Annotated in this window: 14 protein-coding genes and 1 pseudogene; 6 read left to right on the top strand and 9 right to left on the bottom strand. The window is 38.8% G+C overall.

Annotated elements, in window-relative coordinates; translation table 11 throughout:
• Positions 1-15: 15 nt before the first annotated feature.
• Entirely contained in the window at positions 16-633 is a 618-nt protein-coding gene (locus tag M1E96_RS09950; protein ID WP_070928033.1) for a TetR/AcrR family transcriptional regulator, read from the bottom strand.
• Between the two features lie 165 nt (positions 634-798).
• Between M1E96_RS09950 and M1E96_RS09955 the strand changes: the two genes are divergently transcribed.
• Entirely contained in the window at positions 799-2,001 is a 1,203-nt protein-coding gene (locus tag M1E96_RS09955; RefSeq protein ID WP_272579864.1) for an MFS transporter, read from the top strand.
• 95 nt (positions 2,002-2,096) lie between these two features.
• Here the strand turns inward: M1E96_RS09955 and M1E96_RS09960 are convergent, their stop codons facing one another.
• Together M1E96_RS09960 and M1E96_RS09965 are read right to left on the bottom strand one after the other, a co-directional pair.
• Positions 2,097-3,197, bottom strand: a complete 1,101-nt coding sequence (locus M1E96_RS09960; RefSeq protein WP_369426977.1) for an alkene reductase — start codon at positions 3,195-3,197, stop codon at positions 2,097-2,099.
• A gap of 52 nt (positions 3,198-3,249) precedes the next feature.
• Positions 3,250-3,852, bottom strand: a complete 603-nt coding sequence (locus M1E96_RS09965; RefSeq protein ID WP_070928027.1) for a TetR/AcrR family transcriptional regulator — start codon at positions 3,850-3,852, stop codon at positions 3,250-3,252.
• A gap of 113 nt (positions 3,853-3,965) precedes the next feature.
• On the opposite strand from M1E96_RS09965, the gene M1E96_RS09970 reads away from it, so the two are divergent.
• Together M1E96_RS09970 and mnmH are read left to right on the top strand one after the other, a co-directional pair.
• Positions 3,966-4,784 (top strand): aminoglycoside adenylyltransferase family protein, encoded by an 819-nt coding sequence (locus M1E96_RS09970; RefSeq protein ID WP_369426978.1) that lies wholly within the window; start codon positions 3,966-3,968, stop codon positions 4,782-4,784.
• A gap of 58 nt (positions 4,785-4,842) precedes the next feature.
• Positions 4,843-5,931 (top strand): tRNA 2-selenouridine(34) synthase MnmH, encoded by a 1,089-nt coding sequence (gene mnmH / locus M1E96_RS09975; RefSeq protein ID WP_272579861.1) that lies wholly within the window; start codon positions 4,843-4,845, stop codon positions 5,929-5,931.
• A gap of 125 nt (positions 5,932-6,056) precedes the next feature.
• Here mnmH and aceE read toward each other — a convergent pair.
• A pseudogene (gene aceE, locus M1E96_RS09980) lies at positions 6,057-8,731 on the bottom strand (pyruvate dehydrogenase (acetyl-transferring), homodimeric type).
• Positions 8,732-8,884: 153 nt separating this feature from the next.
• On the opposite strand from aceE, the gene M1E96_RS09985 reads away from it, so the two are divergent.
• Positions 8,885-9,319, top strand: a complete 435-nt coding sequence (locus M1E96_RS09985) for a MarR family winged helix-turn-helix transcriptional regulator (RefSeq protein WP_233445675.1) — start codon at positions 8,885-8,887, stop codon at positions 9,317-9,319.
• Here the strand turns inward: M1E96_RS09985 and M1E96_RS09990 are convergent.
• From M1E96_RS09990 to M1E96_RS10005, 4 genes are all read right to left on the bottom strand, one after another.
• Positions 9,316-10,413, bottom strand: a complete 1,098-nt coding sequence (locus M1E96_RS09990) for a pyruvate dehydrogenase (lipoamide) (RefSeq protein WP_272579859.1) — start codon at positions 10,411-10,413, stop codon at positions 9,316-9,318. The two genes, M1E96_RS09985 and M1E96_RS09990, sit on opposite strands and share 4 nt — an antisense overlap.
• A 211-nt stretch (positions 10,414-10,624) precedes the next feature.
• Positions 10,625-10,888 (bottom strand): DUF3811 domain-containing protein, encoded by a 264-nt coding sequence (locus M1E96_RS09995; RefSeq protein WP_070928017.1) that lies wholly within the window; start codon positions 10,886-10,888, stop codon positions 10,625-10,627.
• Positions 10,889-11,016: 128 nt separating this feature from the next.
• Positions 11,017-12,417: an amidohydrolase gene (locus tag M1E96_RS10000; RefSeq protein WP_272579858.1), complete on the bottom strand. Its 1,401-nt coding sequence runs from the start codon at positions 12,415-12,417 to the stop codon at positions 11,017-11,019.
• Positions 12,418-12,553: 136 nt separating this feature from the next.
• Entirely contained in the window at positions 12,554-13,201 is a 648-nt protein-coding gene (locus M1E96_RS10005; protein ID WP_070928014.1) for a LysE family transporter, read from the bottom strand.
• Between the two features lie 201 nt (positions 13,202-13,402).
• Here M1E96_RS10005 and M1E96_RS10010 point away from each other — a divergent pair, with 201 nt between their 5' ends.
• Together M1E96_RS10010 and M1E96_RS10015 are read left to right on the top strand one after the other, a co-directional pair.
• Positions 13,403-14,494, top strand: a complete 1,092-nt coding sequence (locus M1E96_RS10010; RefSeq protein ID WP_349485328.1) for an efflux RND transporter periplasmic adaptor subunit — start codon at positions 13,403-13,405, stop codon at positions 14,492-14,494.
• Positions 14,491-17,577 carry an efflux RND transporter permease subunit gene (locus tag M1E96_RS10015; RefSeq protein WP_272579856.1) on the top strand — a complete coding sequence of 1,029 codons (3,087 nt, stop codon included), beginning with the start codon at positions 14,491-14,493 and terminating at the stop codon, positions 17,575-17,577. Before M1E96_RS10010 ends, M1E96_RS10015 begins: the two co-directional genes overlap by 4 nt.
• 64 nt (positions 17,578-17,641) lie before the next feature.
• Here M1E96_RS10015 and M1E96_RS10020 read toward each other — a convergent pair whose 3' ends face one another.
• Positions 17,642-19,003 carry a hypothetical protein gene (locus tag M1E96_RS10020; RefSeq protein WP_272579855.1) on the bottom strand — a complete coding sequence of 454 codons (1,362 nt, stop codon included), beginning with the start codon at positions 19,001-19,003 and terminating at the stop codon, positions 17,642-17,644.
• Positions 19,004-19,007: the final 4 nt, after the last annotated feature.

The raw sequence follows: 19,007 nt of genomic DNA on the forward strand, positions 1-19,007 counted from the left end.
ATTTCCTTAATATTGCTAGTTAATATCAACATCAAAAATTGACCATGCTTTGATCGCATTTAGGATCACTTGATTAAGCTTATCAATATCCGCGCCATCACAGGCTTGTATTGTTAATCCGTTAATCACTGTAATATAAAAATCAGTAATTGCATGAATTGGTGCATTTGGAGCAATATCGCCTTCTTCAATGCCCTGCTCCAATCTTTTCAGCAAAATTTCTTGATAATTTTGTCTTTTTTCATGTACGTTCTGTGATACTTCTTCGATTTGTTTTGCACCATTCATCGTGGCAGTGATAAGCATACAACCTGCGGGTTTATCAGGTTGCGCCAATCTTTTTGCTGTATCATACATTAACAATTCAATCGCAACTTTAGCTGTCTTCGCTTGCTTCATGATAGCAAGGATGGGACATGCCTCATGGGTTAAATAATAATCAATACATTGATTAAATAAGGCAGCTTTATCACCGAAAGCACAATATAAACTAGGCGCAGTGATGCCTAGTGATTTAGTCAAATCACTAATTGAGGTGGCAACATAACCATTTTCCCAAAACAGTAACATCGCCTTAGCTAAAGCTTCTTGCTGATCAAAGCCTTTTGGACGTCCGCGTTTTGTCTGAGTCATATACTTGTTTTCCAACAATTAATTTCATATCACTGTTTTATTTTATAGTGATCACTATAAAATAAATTGACAGCCATCATGTTTCCATTAAGAATAGCTCAATTCTATAGTGACCGCTATAGAATTATATATTAACTAGCAACAATAACTTAATAAGGTAAACACATGGCAATACCTAACCTTTCTACACACAATGGTAACTGGCTTTCGCTAATATCTGCAACTTTTGCTTGCTTTATTATTGTGACAGGTGAATTTTTGGCCATAAGTGTCATCAATAATATCGCATATGACTTTCAGATTTCTGTAGGCACCGCTGGCCTAACCGTGACTGTTACATCTATCGCAGGTATGGCATCTGCATTACTAGTGCCTATCTATGCCAAAACACTCGATAGACGACAAGTCCTACTATTTCTAGTGGTATTAATGATAGTTGCTAATGCCATTACAGCATTAGCAACCAATTATTATCTTGTTTTATTAGGACGATTCATTCTAGGTATTGCTTTGGGGGGATTTTGGGGAGTCGCAGCTGGGTTAGTCTTACGTTTAGCTCCTAAAAATATGCCCGTTACGACTTCTGTAACTATATTCTTTTCTGCTGTCACATTCGTTACTGTGTTTGGAGTACCGTTAGGTTCTTGGCTAGGTAATTTATATGGCTGGAGAGCCCCCTACTTTATTTTAGTGATCCTTGGTGTGATAGCTTTTGTTATGCAATATCTATCTCTACCTTCATTAAAACCATCATCGACAATGCAATGGAAAGAATTATTATTACTTCCTTCTCATCCTATTGCTCGTAAAGGTTTAATTATATTTTCATTAATATTTTTAGCTCATTTTGCCGCATATAACTATTTTACTGTTTTCTTTAAAGAAACGATTAGTTTTTTAGATGAGCAGATCTCTGCATTATTACTGGTTTTTGGTATTGCTAGTTTTCTGGGTAATGTACTAGCAGGCTATGTTGGTAAATATAATGTGCGTTACAATTTTGCAATTAGTGCATTTTTATTATCAGTCACATTTTTAGCTTTATCTATTTGGCATTTTAGTTGGTTCAATAGTGCAATGATTGTGTTTTTATGGGGAGTGGCGGCAGGTATGATACCCGCGACAATTAATATGTGGATGCACGTTCATGTTCCTGAATTAGTTGAAAAAGGTTCCGCACTTATCACATTCATGTTTTTAATTTTAATTACTATTGGTAGCTTAGTTGGCGGCTATATCATGGATAATTTTAATGGTTATATCTTGATGGTAAGTATGTTACTGGTCGCATCATTAGCGTTTGTATTAATATTCACATTAACCCATCGTATCAAAAATGCTCAGAGAAAGATTGTTGAATGTTCTTAACCAAATGCTCAAAAATGTTTGAATAATAAAAAATCCGATATTGAATTAATATCGGATTTTTTTATTTAATATATTATTTTATCAATAACGAATTGTTATAAAAGAAATGGATAGTCAGTATAACCTTCTGCGCCTCCACCGTAGAAACTTTCAGGGCGCTGTGGATTAAGCTCAGCGTTCTGCTGAAGCCTAGCAACTAAATCTGGATTCGCAATAAAATCGCGGCCAAATGCAACTGCATCAATTAAGCCTTTTCCTATCAATGAGGCTGCTTTTTCTGTGGTGTAAGCTCCCGCGCCAATAATCACTCCACTGAAACGTTCACGAACTTTTTGACGAAAATCCTCTGTGTAAGGTTGCCCTCCAGCCCAATCAGGTTCAGACATGTGGATGTAGGCTATCTTACGTTTCTCAAGTTCTTCAATTAAATAGAGCGCATCTTCTACTTCATTTGGTCCATTATCGGTATTTTGAAAAGAGCCAATTGGGGAAATACGGATACCGATACGTTCTGAACCCAATTCATCACAAACTGCATCCACCACCTCTAAAAGAAAACGTGCACGGTTTTCTCTACTTCCACCATACTGATCTGTTCTATGGTTTGCTGATGGTGATAAAAATTGATGTAGCAAATATCCGTGTGCTGCATGTAATTCAATCATATCAAAGCCCGCTTCATTTGCATTAGCTACAGCTTTACGGAAATCATTAACAATACCCGGAATTTCAGATAGTTCTAAAGCACGTGGTGTCGATGTATCAACACGGGTAATATTACCATTCTCATCACGCAATGAGGTTCGTGTACCTGAATTAATTGCTGAAGGTGCGACAGGCACTTGCCCGTTAGGTTGTACACTGGTATGTGAGATACGTCCTGTATGCCATAACTGTACAGCAATATGCCCTCCTGCTTTATGAACATCTGAAGTGATTTTTTTCCATGCTGTGATTTGTTCGGTACTATAAATTCCCGGAGCCCCTGCATAGCCTTTAGCTTGCGCTGAAATTTGTGTTGCCTCAGTGATAATTAATCCAGCAGTTGCTCTTTGCTGATAATATTCGGCCATCAACGGAGTTGGGATATCACCAGGTTCAATACTACGTAATCGAGTCAGTGGAGCCATAAATATACGATTGGGCGCAGTGAATGTACCTATCTTAATGGGTGTAAATAGTTTTTCTTGTAACATTTAACCTCCGAAAATTAGACCGGTCGACTAGTAACTAGGAAAATAAAAACGCCTATTCACTTTCAGGCGCTGTGATTAATTTTTCGATATGTGAAATGGCGCTTTTTACCGGCGCATCACTACGTAAAATTTTGGCTTGTAAATTTGCTCCAAGCCATAATGAATAAAATACTTGTGCGGTTGAAAATGGATCTCCCTGAAAAGAAAGCGACTTTTCTTCTCGGCCATTTTCTAAGGCCTGAGCTAACAATGCGATTACTTGGCTAACCCCATTATTCATCGCTGCATTCATGTCTTCTGATAAATCGCAGACTTCAGCTGACAATTTAACGGTTAGGCAACCCTTTACATGTTCTAGCAAACAAGTATTGTTTAAAACATTTCCATAATAAGTCAGAAAACGTTCCCGATAGTTCCCTTTCCCATGCTCAAAGTGGTCAGATAAGTCTTGCAAATAACCTGCATAATAGCGTTCAAGCATAGCAACGCCGAATGCCTCTTTTGAGCGAAAATAATGGTAGAATGACCCTTTAGGTACTTCAGCGGTTTTTAACAATTCACTTAGCCCCATCCCAGTAAAACCAAGGTGGAGGCAAAGGCGTTCGCCAGTGGTTAAAAGGTGTTCACGGGTGTCATGTTCAGTTTTTCTGTTCATGTGGATACCATAATAGACCGACCAGTCTAATGCAAGTGTGTTTTATAGAAAGATTGGATATATCTTATATATTTTTCAGTATATTATATTAAAAACAAATACATGGGTGAAATGTGATTTTTGAAAATATTGATAATGATATTCGTGAGCAAGTGAAAGCAGCTTGTGAAATCATTCAACAAAACATTGGAAAACAGCTTAACAGTATTCATTTATATGGCTCAGCTCTACTTGGAGGATTAAAACCATTAAGTGATATCGATTTATTGGTGACTGTAAATGCCCCTCTTTCAGAACAACAGCGTAAAAATTTAATGACGCAATTTCTGAACATTTCGGCCTGGCCCGGTGCGGATCCACAATATAGAGCATTAGAGATTACCATATTACTCAATGACACCATCAAGCACTGGCATTATCCGCCTAAACGTGAATTGCAATTTGGCGAATGGCTGCGTGATGATATTAACGCGGGGATTTATGAAGCACCTCAAATTGACCCAGATATTGCGATTTTAATCACTAAAATTCGGCGACATAATATTGTTCTATTTGGTGATGAAGCAACGATAAATTTTCCAGCCATTCCTCGTGAAGATCTCGCTCAAGCCTTTATATCGACGTTAAACCAATGGAACCCCCCTGCTGATTGGGAGAATGACGAATGTAATATCATTCTTGCTTTAGCGCGCATTATGTATACGCTCACTACTGGTGAAATTGAGTCCAAATCGGTAGCTGCCGATTGGTTAATTGAGAGAATTTCAGAACCTTTACATCAGCAACTGATTATGGCTGCGAAAAAAACCTATTTAACGGGCGAAGTATTCGATGCTTCAAACAAAACCGCCATTACATGTTGTATTTTAGCGATAAAGGCGCAGTGTAAGCATTTAATTGCAATACAAAATACGGATCATTACGTGCCATAATCGCCATACAGGCGTATAGTGACCTCTGGTTTAATTTTGATTAACTATAGTTTTATTTATGGAATTAATACATTCACAACAAAATATCCGAGAGATATTAGCCACAGATACTCCGCTAATTGATGTTCGAGCACCGATTGAATTTAATCAAGGTTCAATGCCCGCAGCTTATAATTTACCATTAATGAGTGATGAAGAACGTTCAGCGGTAGGCACATGTTATAAGCAACAAGGATCTCAGAAAGCCGTTGAACTTGGTCATCAATTAGTGAGCGGTGAAATTCGTGATAGGCGTATAGCCGCTTGGCGCGATGCATGTATTAAAAACCCTCAAGGCTATATTTGCTGTGCTCGTGGTGGAATGCGTTCACACATTGTTCAACAATGGCTTCATGAAACGGGTATCGATTATCCACTCGTGAATGGAGGCTATAAAGCAATAAGACAAACGATCATTGAATCGACCAAAGAGTTATTACAGCGGCCTACTGTTTTAGTTGGTGGATGTACGGGTAATGGTAAAACGATATTAGTACGTGAATTACCTGATGGTATTGATCTTGAAGGTATTGCACATCATAGAGGCTCATCGTTTGGTCGAACTTTACAGCCTCAATTTCCGCAAGCAACATTTGAAAACTATTTGGGCGTTCAATTACTGAAAAAATCTTCACATACTGCACGTTGGGTATTCGAAGACGAAAGCAAAGCGATCGGAGCAAACAGTTTACCAGAACCATTACGTCATAAAATGGCTACAGCTTCATTAGTTGTTGTTAGTGATCCTTTCGAGCAGCGGTTACAGCGGTTAAAACACGAGTATTTTGATAGTATGACCCGCGATTTTTTACGCTGTTATGGTGAGGAACAAGGCTGGTTAGCCTATAGTGAATATTTGCATCATGGCTTATCTGCGATACGCCGTCGCTTAGGTTCTCAACGTGCGTTAGAGCTAACAGCCTTATTAGACATAGCCTTAATTGAGCAGAAAAAAACAGGCTCCACAGAAGCCCACTTTACTTGGTTATGTCCCTTGTTAAACGAATACTATGATCCTATGTACAATTATCAATTAGATAAAAAACAGGAAAGAATAGCTTTTCGGGGAACTTATTCAGAAGTATTTGAATGGCTAACCACACATTAGTGTAAAACCTAAAAAACAAATCGCTTTATTAAATAATAATTATGATATTTACGTTAAAAATCAAAAGTTTTTTTGTCTTTATACGAAAAAGATAACCCACCAATCGTGGGTTATCTGCTATCAAATTAGTTTACCTCTGCGGGAGCCACTTTTTCAGGAACAATACCATACAATTGAATCGCCCGCTGAACTTCAGTTCTTGGAATGATATTATCATCGGCTAATAGCTTCAGTGCCGCAATAACAATGAAATGACGATCAACTTCAAATAATTCACGCAAAGCTTCACGAGTATCTGAACGTCCAAAACCATCTGTACCTAATGAAATAAACTTACGTTCAGGCAAATATGGCCTTATTTGGTCACCGACTATTTTCATATAGTCTGTTGCAACGACGACAGGTCCTGAGTGTGGTGCCATCAATTGCTCAATATAGCTTTTTCTCGGCTCCTCTTCTGGGTGAAGCATATTCCAACGTTCCGTTGCCATGCCATCACGTCTTAATTCGGTTAAGCTCGTTGCACTCCAAATATTGCTCTCAATAGCAAAGTCCGCCAGCAATATATCTGCGGCCGCTAAGGTTTCATTCATTATTGATCCACTGGATATCAGCTGTACACGCTTTTCACTATCCGTAGACTGCGCTGTGGATTTCAGCAAATAGGCCCCTCGTAAAATACCATTTTCAACGCCTTCAGGCATCGCAGGTTGTTGATAATTTTCATTTAATAAGGTGATGTAATAATAGATATCTTCTTGCAATGTGTACATGCGATACATGCCATTACGAATAATAACAGCGAGTTCATAGGCATAAGATGGATCGTATGAAACACAACTAGGGATCACTGATGATAATACATGGCTGTGCCCATCATCATGTTGTAAACCTTCTCCCATTAAAGTTGTTCGCCCAGAGGTCGCACCCAGCAAGAAGCCTTTTGTCCTTGCGTCGGCTGCTGCCCACGCTAAGTCACCAACACGCTGTAAACCAAACATGGAGTAGAAAATATAAAACGGAATTGTTGGCACATCATGATTGCTATATGAAGTACCTGCTGCAATCCATGTTGATATAGCGCCTGATTCATTAATTCCTTATTGAAGGATCTGCCCATCTTTAGCTTCTTTGTAATAACTTAATTGGCCTGCATCTTGCGGAGTATACAGCTGCCCTATCCATGAATGGATCCCTATTTGTCTAAACAATCCTTCCATCCCAAAGGTTCTTGATTCATCAGGTACAATAGGCACAATTAATTCGCCAAGGTTTTTATCTTTTAATAATACATTGAGGATATTGACAAAAGCGGTCGTCGTTGATTGAGTACGTTCACCACTACCTTTCAAAATATTTGCAAACTGTGTCAGTGGCGGAATGTCTAGTGCTTGCGTTTGCCCAAAACGCGCTGGAATATACCCGCCTAGTTTTGATCTGGCGGCAGTCATATACAATGCTTCTGCACTGTCTAATGGTGGTTTTATATAAGGTATTTCTTCGAGTTGCTCATCTGTTACAGGTAAATTGAAGCGGTCACGAAATGCTTTAACTGCGTCATTACTCATTTTTTTAATTGATGATTAATATTTTGCCCTTCACCCGCCTCTCCCATTCCATAGCCTTTGACCGTCTTAGCTAAAATAACTATCGGCTTACCTTTGGTATTCATCGCCTGATGATAAGCAGCATAGACTTTTTTAGGATCATGACCACCACGATGCAATGCCCAAATTTCATCATCAGTCATATCAGAAACTAATGTGAGTAATTCCGGATATTTACCAAAAAAGTGTTCACGTACATACGCACCATTTTGTGATTTGAATGTCTGATAATCACCATCAACACATTCCATCATGCGAACTTTTAATAATCCTGAAGTATCTTTTTCCAGTAGTTTATCCCAACCACTTCCCCATATGACTTTAATAACATTCCAACCCGCCGCTCTAAATGTACTTTCAAGCTCCTGAATGACTTTGCTATTACCTCTTACAGGACCATCTAAGCGTTGTAGATTACAATTAACAACAAAAATTAAATTATCCAATTTTTCTCGGCCGCCTAATGAAATAGCAGCTAATGATTCAGGTTGATCCATTTCACCATCACCAAGAAATGCCCATACTTTACGATTTTGATTTGGTTTTAATTGGCGTAGCTCAAGATAGCGCATATAACGCGCTTGATAGGCTGCTGTAAGTGGGCCAAGCCCCATTGAAACGGTAGGATATTGCCAAAAATCTGGCATTAAACGTGGATGTGGATAAGATGAGATACCGCGACGAAATGATTCACGGCGAAAATTATCTAATTGCTCATTATCTAAACGCCCTTCAAGGTAAGCGCGACCATAGATACCTGGAGCAGAATGACCTTGAATGTAAACCATATCCCCCGCATATGAATCTGTTCGCCCACGGAAAAAATGATTAAATCCGACATCATAAAGTACTGCCGCAGATTGATAGGTGGCAATATGACCACCAACGCCTGAATGTTTGCCTGCTCTTAGTACCATCGCCATTGCATTCCAGCGAATATACGCATTAATACGCTCTTCTGTGATTAGATTTCCGGGGTAATTAGGCTGTTTATCTACAGGTATTGAATTAACGTAAGGCGTAGTCACTACGGTATGATAATCGCCATAAACCAGTTGATCTGCCTCGGTCATTTTTTCGAGCAAAAAATGTGCTCGCTCACGGCCATCCAGTACAGTCACATCATTAAAAGCTTCTATCCACTCGGCAGTTTCCAATGGATCTAGATCATTTTTTATTGCAGGTGAGGACATAATTTCTCCAAATATTTTCTTTCTATCGTAGCTAATACGCCCACATACAATTGCAATTGCTATAGTTGCAATTGCAATCATGGTAAAAGTGACTGTATCCTTTTATAATTGCAATTGCAACTTTTTCCGGGACTTAATAAATGGCGAATAGTGATGAGCAAAAAACCTGATTTATGGTTTTCTTTCGTAAGAGCCCATAAGTTAATTATTAGAAAAATTGAAGCGAAATTAGCTGAAGCAAAGCTCCCGATATATGCATGGTATGATGTGCTTTGGGGCTTAGAGAGCGGTAAAGATGGAACTCGGCGTATGCATGAGCTCGCTGATGTGGTTGTAATTGAACGGTATAACTTAACTCGACTTATTGACCGCCTTGAAAAAGAGCAATTGGTCGTTAGATCACGTTCAGATGATGACCGCAGAGCTGCCTTTGCTACTATTACTGAAAAAGGAAAAGCCCTTAGAAAAGAAATGTGGGCAGTTTACCAAACTGTGATCAAAGAGCATTTTATTAGTCAGTTTAGTGCAGACGAAATCACTCGCTTTGCTGAAGCTTTAGATGCCTCAGCAAGAGAAGTTAGAGATTAATTATTTTCGATACCTAAGAGATGGATTGCATTTTCTAATATATCGGTAGACAGTTTGTGCTGTTCAACTAATCTTTTTAATGCACATAATGCGATCCATTCTGGCTGAGGATAACTCGCTTCTCCATGTATTTGTGGATCTGAACCGATTGCGGTGAACTTAGCAGTAACAAACGGCTTGATTTGGCTAGCAATTAAATAGTTGTAATCAGTCACAGCAATAACCGGCCAATCTTCTTTTCCAAAGCACCGTTCTATATGTGATTTGACTAACGGGTTTTGAACATTTTGTTGTCGATTATAGGTAAGTTGCTCTGCATCATAAGCGAGCCGAGTATAGCTGGGGCAACTCCAAACTTCACACTCAATATCCCAATGATGTTTAAGCAAATGAGCCGCTTTTTTTACTCGCTCTAATGATTTACCAGCCCCACACAATCTGACAACTAAATTTTTGTGTCTTTTTTCAGGGGTACTTATTTGATACATACCTTTATAAGCATCGACTATGTCACTATTGGTCATTGGTGAAAATTCAGAAACTTGTTCATGAGTCGCAATATAAACCATTTTTTGTTCGCCATCTAAATAGATAGTTTTTAATGCTTGCTGCATTATTGCGGCGGTTTCTTGAGCATTAGCAGGATCAAAAGGCAGCCAATTCTTCATAGTGGAGAGTATTAAAGGAAACCAAGCTTGCACGCCTTTCGGCAATTCAATATTAGATTTATCTGCACTATTGAAAAAAATACCTTTGCGATTGGTTTCGACTTCTAATGAAAGTAATGTGGAGATAGTATTACTGTGCAAAAAATAAAACAGGGGTTTCTCATAACTGCCTACTTTATTTTGAAACCAAAGTGGCCAAGCTGTTTTTAGTTTATTCGTCTGTCCTTGCTTTGATTCATCGCCAGAAACCATCCACAGAGTATCCAATTTACTTAATAATTGTCTAATATTGTTGATATAACAATCAGGAGAGGTTTGTATTTTTAAAACATATTGCTTATATAAATCAATCTGATTAATGCAGGCTTGCACAGCTTGCCTTGTTTTAACTGTTGTCGAAGGCATCTTAAAATATTGGGTTAACATACTCTAGCCTGAAACACAATTGCATTTGCAATGATTGTAATTGCAATCATATGAAGAGTCAAATAGATAGATAGCGAAACTGTGTTCGTTGCTAAGCTGCTAAAAAAAGGGAATAAAGGGGAGTTTTTGAATCAACTAGACATACAGAATCCACGTTAAGGACTCTGTATCGGGCAGAAATAAATGCGCTAACGTGTAATTAATCTATGATTTAACGAAGGCCTCGACGATGGTTATTAGATGACCAACTGAATGTTTCATCACTAGAAACTAATTTATCTTTTTTCTTTTGTGCTCTGGCTTTTTTAGCGGCTAACTCAACTTCTTTAGATATTTCAGTGACTATTGCCGTCTTTACCCTACTGTGTTCCGCATTCGTTAATTCACGCCCCAATTTTTTTCTTTCCTGACCTAAGCGTGTTTTTACTCTAAATAACTGCGCTTCGGTCATCTCTTGTAGCGTTAACATCTTCATTTTATCACCTCGGTCATCGCGTAGGAGATAATAATATAACACTGAACAAACCATGCTGACTATGAAGAATATCAATAGAGCTGATACCATAACAACAATGATGGTATCAGCGTTGCTATTGGTTAGTGTTACTTAACAGCTTCACCGCTGGCTATCACTGTTTCACGCACTTGTTGTGCGAATTTTTGGGCTTCTTTGATAATCACTTTTTCATCAACGGTTAGTAATTGGCGATCTTTCATTAATACTTTGCCATCAACGATAGTATGACGGACATCTCCGCCATTTGCCCCATATACTAATGCGGCATATGGACTATACATTGGAACCATATTGGGGGCTTTAGTATCAACAACAATAATATCGGCTAACTTACCCACCTCCAAAGAACCAAGTTTATCTTCCATATGCAATGCTTGAGCTGATCCCATAGTCGCCATTTTAACGACCGTCAATGGAGGCATGGCAGAACGATCTTTATTCTCTAATTTATGAATTTTCCCGACTAAGCCTAACTCGTTCATGGTGGTTAAGGTATTGCTCGACATAGGGCCATCAGTACCAAGACCAACACGAACGCCCTTTTCTAGCATTTTTGTCACTGGGGCAACACCTTTCGCCGATTTAGTATTTGCACTGATATTATGGGCTACGCCAACATCATATTGCTTCAATAAATCAATGTCTTTGTCATCAACCATAATGGCATGAGCTGCGATCACTTTATTATTTAATGCACCGATATCAGCCATATATTGAACAGGACTTTTCCCTCCCGTACGCTTAGCTATTTCCGCTTGTTCACGGTCAGTTTCAGCTAAATGGATTGTGACGGGAACATCAAGTTGTTGCGAAAGCTTGGCTATTTTCTGTAGATGCTCCGTAGAATTGGTATATGGGGCATGAGGCGCGAATGCAGGTGTAATGCGCGGATGATCTTTATATTGATTAATAAAGTTCATAGCATAAGCAATACCTTCATCTGCATTTTGTGCATCCGCAACAGGGAATTGGATCACTGATTCACCAAGAACTGCTCTATTCCCCATTTTGTCGACAGATTTCGCGACTTCATCTTCAAAATAATACATATCAACATAAGTAGTAACGCCGCCTTTCACCATTTCTACGTTACCCAAGTTCGCCCCAATCCGTACCATATCACGTGACACCATTTTATTTTCAAGTGGGAAGATATAGCGGTGAAGACGATCAGGTACATCATCTGCCAATGAACGAAACACGGTCATTGAGGCATGAGTATGGGTATTGATTAAGCCAGGCATAACAATATCGCCATCAACATTCAATACATCTGTGGCTTGGTATTCCTTGGCTAGCTCAGCGCCACCTACGGCAATTATTTTATTATCCTTTATCACCACAGTGCCATTTTCAATCACCTTATTTTGAGGATCCATGGTGAGAACGGTTCCATCAACAATCATTAAAGATGCCTCTTTGATGGCATAACTGGAAAAAGAAGTAGCAATAATAGTTAATGCCAGCACTGATTTAGAAAAAGACATAATGACCCCATAAGAATTAAGATATTTAAATATGATACCCTTATGAATAATAGAGATAAACATGCATATAGCGGTTACAGTCCCACAACACCCGCTACCAGTAATAAACTAAAGACTACGCCATCCATAGTCGTGATCATATTTTGCGATAAATCAGCTCATCTATACCTTGGATAATTAATCTTGAGGCCAATCCCCCAAGTATCACCCCTACTACTTTTCCAACGATTTTATGGATCCGTGAGTAGGTTCGCCTTACTGATGATAAAGAAAAGGTTTGGCACAAAATAATGCGCCAAATAAGTGACGCCGTCACAATACCTAGCCAGATCACGATTTTTGTCCACAGTGGGGTATCTGCATTTAGCGTTGTTGAAAAAATACTGATAAAAAACAGAATAGTTTGTGGGTTCGATAAATCAGAAATTAACCCTCGCCTAAAATAAATAATAGTGTGCAATTTTTCGGTTTCACTATCTGTATTTAAATTGAGCTGTGTTTTATTACGAAAAGTCGAGATAGCATAATAAAGTAAATAAGCCCCACCTAAAATTTTAATAATAGAAAAGAATTCACCAAATTGTGTCATTAAAGCCACTAAGCCAAATAGCCCTAATCCTGAATAAATGGCATTACCTAACACAACACCATAGCCACACGTTAAACCTGCCCGCTTCCCCGAACTCAATGTGGTTTGTACAACGACAAACAAATTCGCTCCAGGGTTAAGAAATGTCAATATAAACAAGAACAACGTGACAATAATGCTATGTAGAGGATCCATACGTTAGCCACCTATTAATTAGAAAGTTATAATTCACCTGAAACTTATCATAATGTTTAACACTATAACTCAAGCGTAAATTACTTTTCTTTTCTGACTTCACAAGCTTAACGAAAAATTAAGGTTTAACTTTGGTTTATGGTAATCAGCACTACGTTTCATTATGTTACCGGCAATGCTACTCAGGGAACATATGTATTTATGAGACGTTTTATTACTACTTCATCTTTACTATTTTTTTTATTTATTTCACCAATATCTAATGCAGAAAATATGCGTTTGAGTGTCACTCAACCACAAAAAACTCAATATGTAGACACACTTTCTTTGCCCGGTAAATTTGTGGCAAAAAATGAAATAGCAATTGGTTCACCACTACAGCAACAAATGGTCATTGATGTGTTTGTTGAAGAAGGTGAATCGGTTGAAAAAGGTCAATTACTTGCAACTTTAGAGTCACTAGTGCAAAGCGCCGCGGTCAAACAATTGCAAGCAGAGACTGAAAAAGCAAGTGCTTATATTAGGCAGCAAAAAGCCTTATCAGAACAGTCACAAAAAGAACTTGCTCGCTTAAAACCCTTGGCACGCTCTGGTGTTATTTCAGCTAATGATTTTGAAAAAGCCAAATCAGAAGCATTAGCCCAATCGGCTATGCTTGAAGCTAGCAAAGCAGAATTACGTCAATTGCAGGCACAGCTTATGAAAGAACAGAGCCAGCAAGATAAATCGCGAATTATTGCTCCTGTCGCGGGGGTGATCAGTGAACGCCATGCGATACGCGGTATGTTATCTGATAATCAATTGCTATTTAAAATCATTGAAAACGATGACATAGAATTTGAAGCACTGGCGCATGCCTCAGAGTTAAAACGCTTATCGTCAGTTGAGACAATTGTATTAACAACCTCAGATAAACAGCAGTTTTCAGGGAAAATACGCTATATCTCACCTAAATTAGACAGTATATCGCAGCTAGGGAAAATACGCGTTTCATTAGACTCCGACAAACCACATATTCAAATTGGTGAGTCAGGTGTAATGACGGTCAGTAATGCAGCAAAAATGCAAACTACTTTGCCTTACAGTGCGATTAGAACGCTTGATAATGGCGAACGGGTTATTTTCACTGTCGATAACAATGTCGTGAAATCGCAGAAAGTCACTGTTGGTAGAATACAGGCTGGAGATATTGAAATCCTTTCACCATTACTCGCTGACCTTGATGTTGTGACCAATGCGCAAGCGTTTTTAACAGAGAATGATACGGTTACACCAGTAAGGGCTAAGCCATGAAATTACAGCTATCGTCTTGGGCGATAACTCGCCCTATCCCGACTATTGTCATTTTTTTGGCGCTGACCATCGCAGGTATATTTTCATTTATTAATTTACCCGTGACTGCAAATCCTGTCATTAACTTTCCAATTGTCACCGTAACCGTTACTCAAGATGGCTCATCACCCACCGAACTTGAAAATGCGGTTACCAAACAAGTTGAACGTGCCGTTTCTGGTATTCCAGGTATTCGTCATATTTCATCTACTATTACTGAAGGTGTTTCAACCACTACCGTTGAATTTGATTTAAATATTGATTCATATATTGCGACCAACGATATTCGCGAACAAATTTCGCAAATTAGAAGTGATTTACCACAAACTATCGATGAACCGTTAATTAATCGTATTGATGTAGAAGGAGGGGCAATTTTACGTTATGCCGTTGCATCGGATAGTCAGTCAATTGCCGATTTGTCTTGGTTTGTTGATGATACAATTAGCAAACAACTTATTATGATCCCCGGCGTACAAAAAGTTAGCCGTTTAGGTGGTGCAGAAAGTGTTATACGTGTTGAGCCTGATGCAAATAAACTAGCTGCATTACAGCTTTCAATTGTTAGCCTTAATGAATTACTGCGCAGTGTGCATCAAAATTCAGCAGGTGGCTCATCTAAATATAACGCATTACAACACACCATCCGTGTGTTAGGCGAAAAGAATAATATCGATGAAATCAAAAATATCCAGTTACCTGTTGGTGAACAACAATGGATTAAACTTGATGAAATTGCGACCATTTATCATGGACAAAAAACCTCGAAAACTTTTTCCCAATTAAATGGGGCCGATGTAGTTGGTTTTGCGGTTTTTCGTGCGAAAGATTCGAGTGATACCGTAGTCGCAGCAGGTGTAGATAACGCAATTGCAGAGTTAAAACAAAAACATCCTGATATTGAGATTCAGCTGGTTTCTTCAACCGTCAAATATACCGAATCCAGTTATCATTTAACTATCCAAACGCTATTAGAAGGTGCATTCTTAACGGTCATCATCGTTTTCTTCTTTTTAAAGAGTTGGCGAGCCACCTTAGTGGCCGCAGTGGCTCTGCCTCTATCAATATTACCCACCTTTTTTATACTGGCGCTATTTGGTTATACATTAAATAGTATTACCTTATTAGCTTTAACGTTAGTGATTGGTATTTTAGTCGATGATGCTATTGTTGAAATTGAAAATATTCAAAAATATATTGAGCGCGGAGAACGCCCTTATTTAGCGGCATTAAAAGCATCAGATGCGATTGGTTTTGCCATTGTTGCTATTACATTAACGATTGTTGCCGTATTTTTACCGGTTAGCTTTATTGGTGGTTTCGTCGGTAAATATTTTGTTCCCTTTGGTATCACCGTTTCTGCCGCCGTATTGTCCTCTTTATTAGTGGCTCGGTTGGTTACGCCATTAATGGCTGCATATTTGCTATTACCCAGCAAAAGAACTATTACAGAACACACGACACCACAGTGGATTGTGAACTATACAAAGTTGTTATTGGCTACCTTAAAGCACCGTAAATTAGCACTTTCATTGGCACTGATGTTCTTAGTGGGTTCTGTTTCAACAGTCGCTTATTTACCTGCTGGTTTTATGCCTGAAGGTGATATTAGCGTTAGCCAAATTGAGGTTGAATTACCTCCAGGTACACCTGTCGAAGAAACACAGCAAGCTATTATTCATATGGCATCATTATTACACCAGCGAGAAGAGATTAAATCTATCTACACTATTGCAGGGATCAGCGACGATGCTGAGGGTATCGCTCAACATAAAGGCCAATTAATTTTAACGTTAACTGAACCCGATGAAAGGGAAATGTCACAAAAACAATTCGAAAACTCGATTGCACATTTACTTCAGCAAAGCCCTGACGCTCGTTACACTTTCAGTAATAGTGATGGCAATAAAGAGTTTTCACTCACCTTTACAGGTACAGACCCACAAGAACTAGAACATCAAATGCATATATTGCGTGACAGTATTGCTAAGATAAAAGGCATTAATAATGTTCGCGTGGTTAAGCCATTATTGCGTAAAGAGCTAATCGTTAAACCAATTACTCGCGATCTTGGCCGTACCGCCGTTAATGTCGATGAAATCGCCAATACTTTGCGTGTTGCTACAATGGGAGAAGCTAATTCACGAAGTGCGAAATTTAACTTACCGGAACGCCAATTAGCCTTACAGGTGATATTACCCGATTACCAGAAAGATGATGTCAACGTTTTGAATAATCTTTATGTACGCAATAACCAACAACAAAATATTCCTATAAAGTCGATAGCAAATATTGATTTTAGCGATGGCCCATCACAGATTGACCGTATCAATCGCTCCAGAAAAATGTCAATTGAGGGTAACTTAGAGGGATTAACCTTGGGTGAAGCGTTAGAAAGTGTCATGGCATTACCCGAATACAACGCTCTACCAACGAGTGTGACTCAATTAGAATATGGCGATATGGAATATATGAATGACATGTTCAATCGTTTTAGTACCACAATGCTATTTAGTATTTTACTCGTTTTTGCCATCTTAATTATTTTATTTAAGGATTTCATGCAGCCTATTACTATTTTAGCTGCATTACCCTTTTCCATTGGCGGTGCGATTATTGCTTTAGTGTTATATGGTGCCATGATTGATTTACCGGTGATTATCGGTATTTTGATGTTAATGGGGATCGTGACTAAAAACTCAATATTATTAGTCGAATTTATCTTAGAAAAAGAGCGTTCGGGCTTAAGCCGTGAATTAGCAATTGTCGAAGCCGGTCAAGAACGGATCCGCCCTATTATTATGACAACATTTGCCATGATCGCAGGAATGATACCATTAGTATTAACGACAGGTGCTGACGCAGGCTTTAGAGCACCAATGGCTGTTGCTGTCATTGGTGGGTTATTAAGCTCTACGGTATTGAGTTTATTATTTGTCCCCGTCATTTATAGCTTTATTGATGACCTAAAAAAGAAACTATTGCCGCTACTAGCGAAGTTTACATCCGTAACAAAAGCAGATCGTGATGTAAAACATTGGTAATAAATAAAAAGGGCTTAATTGCCCTTTTTATTTAAATAATTAGTAAAACAAATAATTTCTAAGTCTATTTATTTAATGTTCTATATTGGGTTTGTTCAATGACCCTATGAGCCTGCTCATTTTCTTGATTTGTGGTTTCTATCACTTTCATTTCACTACTGCCCGCAGGTAAGGCTCTATCTAATGTGAGCTCAGCATCTGACTTCGCAATAATATCTTGTAGTTGTTGATGTTGATGACACCAAATAGCATCAACATCATGATCACGTTGGGTATCGCGCTGCGAAGAAAATGCAACAGTACGTGCTTGAAAACGAGTTTGTTTCCCTCCAAGCTCCAAACCATAGCCAGGCGTAGCCGGATGAGTCACCACCACTTGGCCATTTGCTAGCCATGAGGCAACAGAACTATCACGCACTTCATAACCTAATTTGCTAAGCCCTTCAAGGACGATGGTACGCTGAGCTTGAGTGACAATTTGTTGTTCTAATTGCGCTATGGCGGCTTCTATTTGTATGATCAGTTGCTCAATTTGCATAATTGAAGCGCTTGATGATAATTGACTAGCTTGCTGGCTGAGTAAGGTGAATTCTGTGCTGTTAAAGCTATTGAGCTCATCACTAACTTGTTCTAACCGTTCCATCAGTTCAATACGTTTTTGACTGTCATGTAGCTGTGCGGCGATCGTCATGATCAATGAGTCCGCGCGAACATGGCGCTGGGTACCTTCAGGCATTAATTCAATTTCAGCTAACGTCTCTGAATAGCCTATAACTTGTTGTTCTCCTGCTAAAATCTTTACTTTTTCAATCATCAAAGCAATCTGTTCACACTGCATAGAAAACGGGGTTTGTGGAACTCTACTGTGCCAAAATACGTTCTTGCTATCGGACTGAGCTTTTAATTGTTTAAGTAACTCACTTTGATGCGTTGAAGGAATCCGTGCGAGATTTTCAATTAATGAAATTGCACGGAAAGTTAGATTGGCTAACTGTTCTTGATCTAATGAACTTGCTCGTTGCAACTCAGTCATTAACGCGGTTTCATTAGGAGCTTGCTGTTGTAGTAGCGTAATCAACCCTACAAGGTTGCGTTGTCGATGAAATTGACTACGAGCTTGCGCGGCTTGTTCTTCAATCACTTGCTCACGAATTTGACGCATTTCACCGTTAAGACTTGCAATAAAACTCTCCATTTTTTGATTAAATGAAATGAGTTCTCTCGATTTGAGTCGATATAATCGTTGGCTATGTTCCACTAACTTTCGATGCGCTGCGATGAATTGATCGGTTTTTGCATCTTTGTTATGTTGCTGTTCGTTGAGCTTTTGCCATTGTTTAAATACCCGATTCATGACTGCAAGTTGACGTTGGCAAAGGATTTCATGCCTTTCTCGTACTGAAATTTGATAAACCGCGGAGCTCATATTT

The sequence above is a fragment of the Providencia sp. PROV236 genome (assembly GCF_033676985.1).
Taxonomy (GTDB): Bacteria; Pseudomonadota; Gammaproteobacteria; order Enterobacterales; family Enterobacteriaceae; genus Providencia; species Providencia manganoxydans.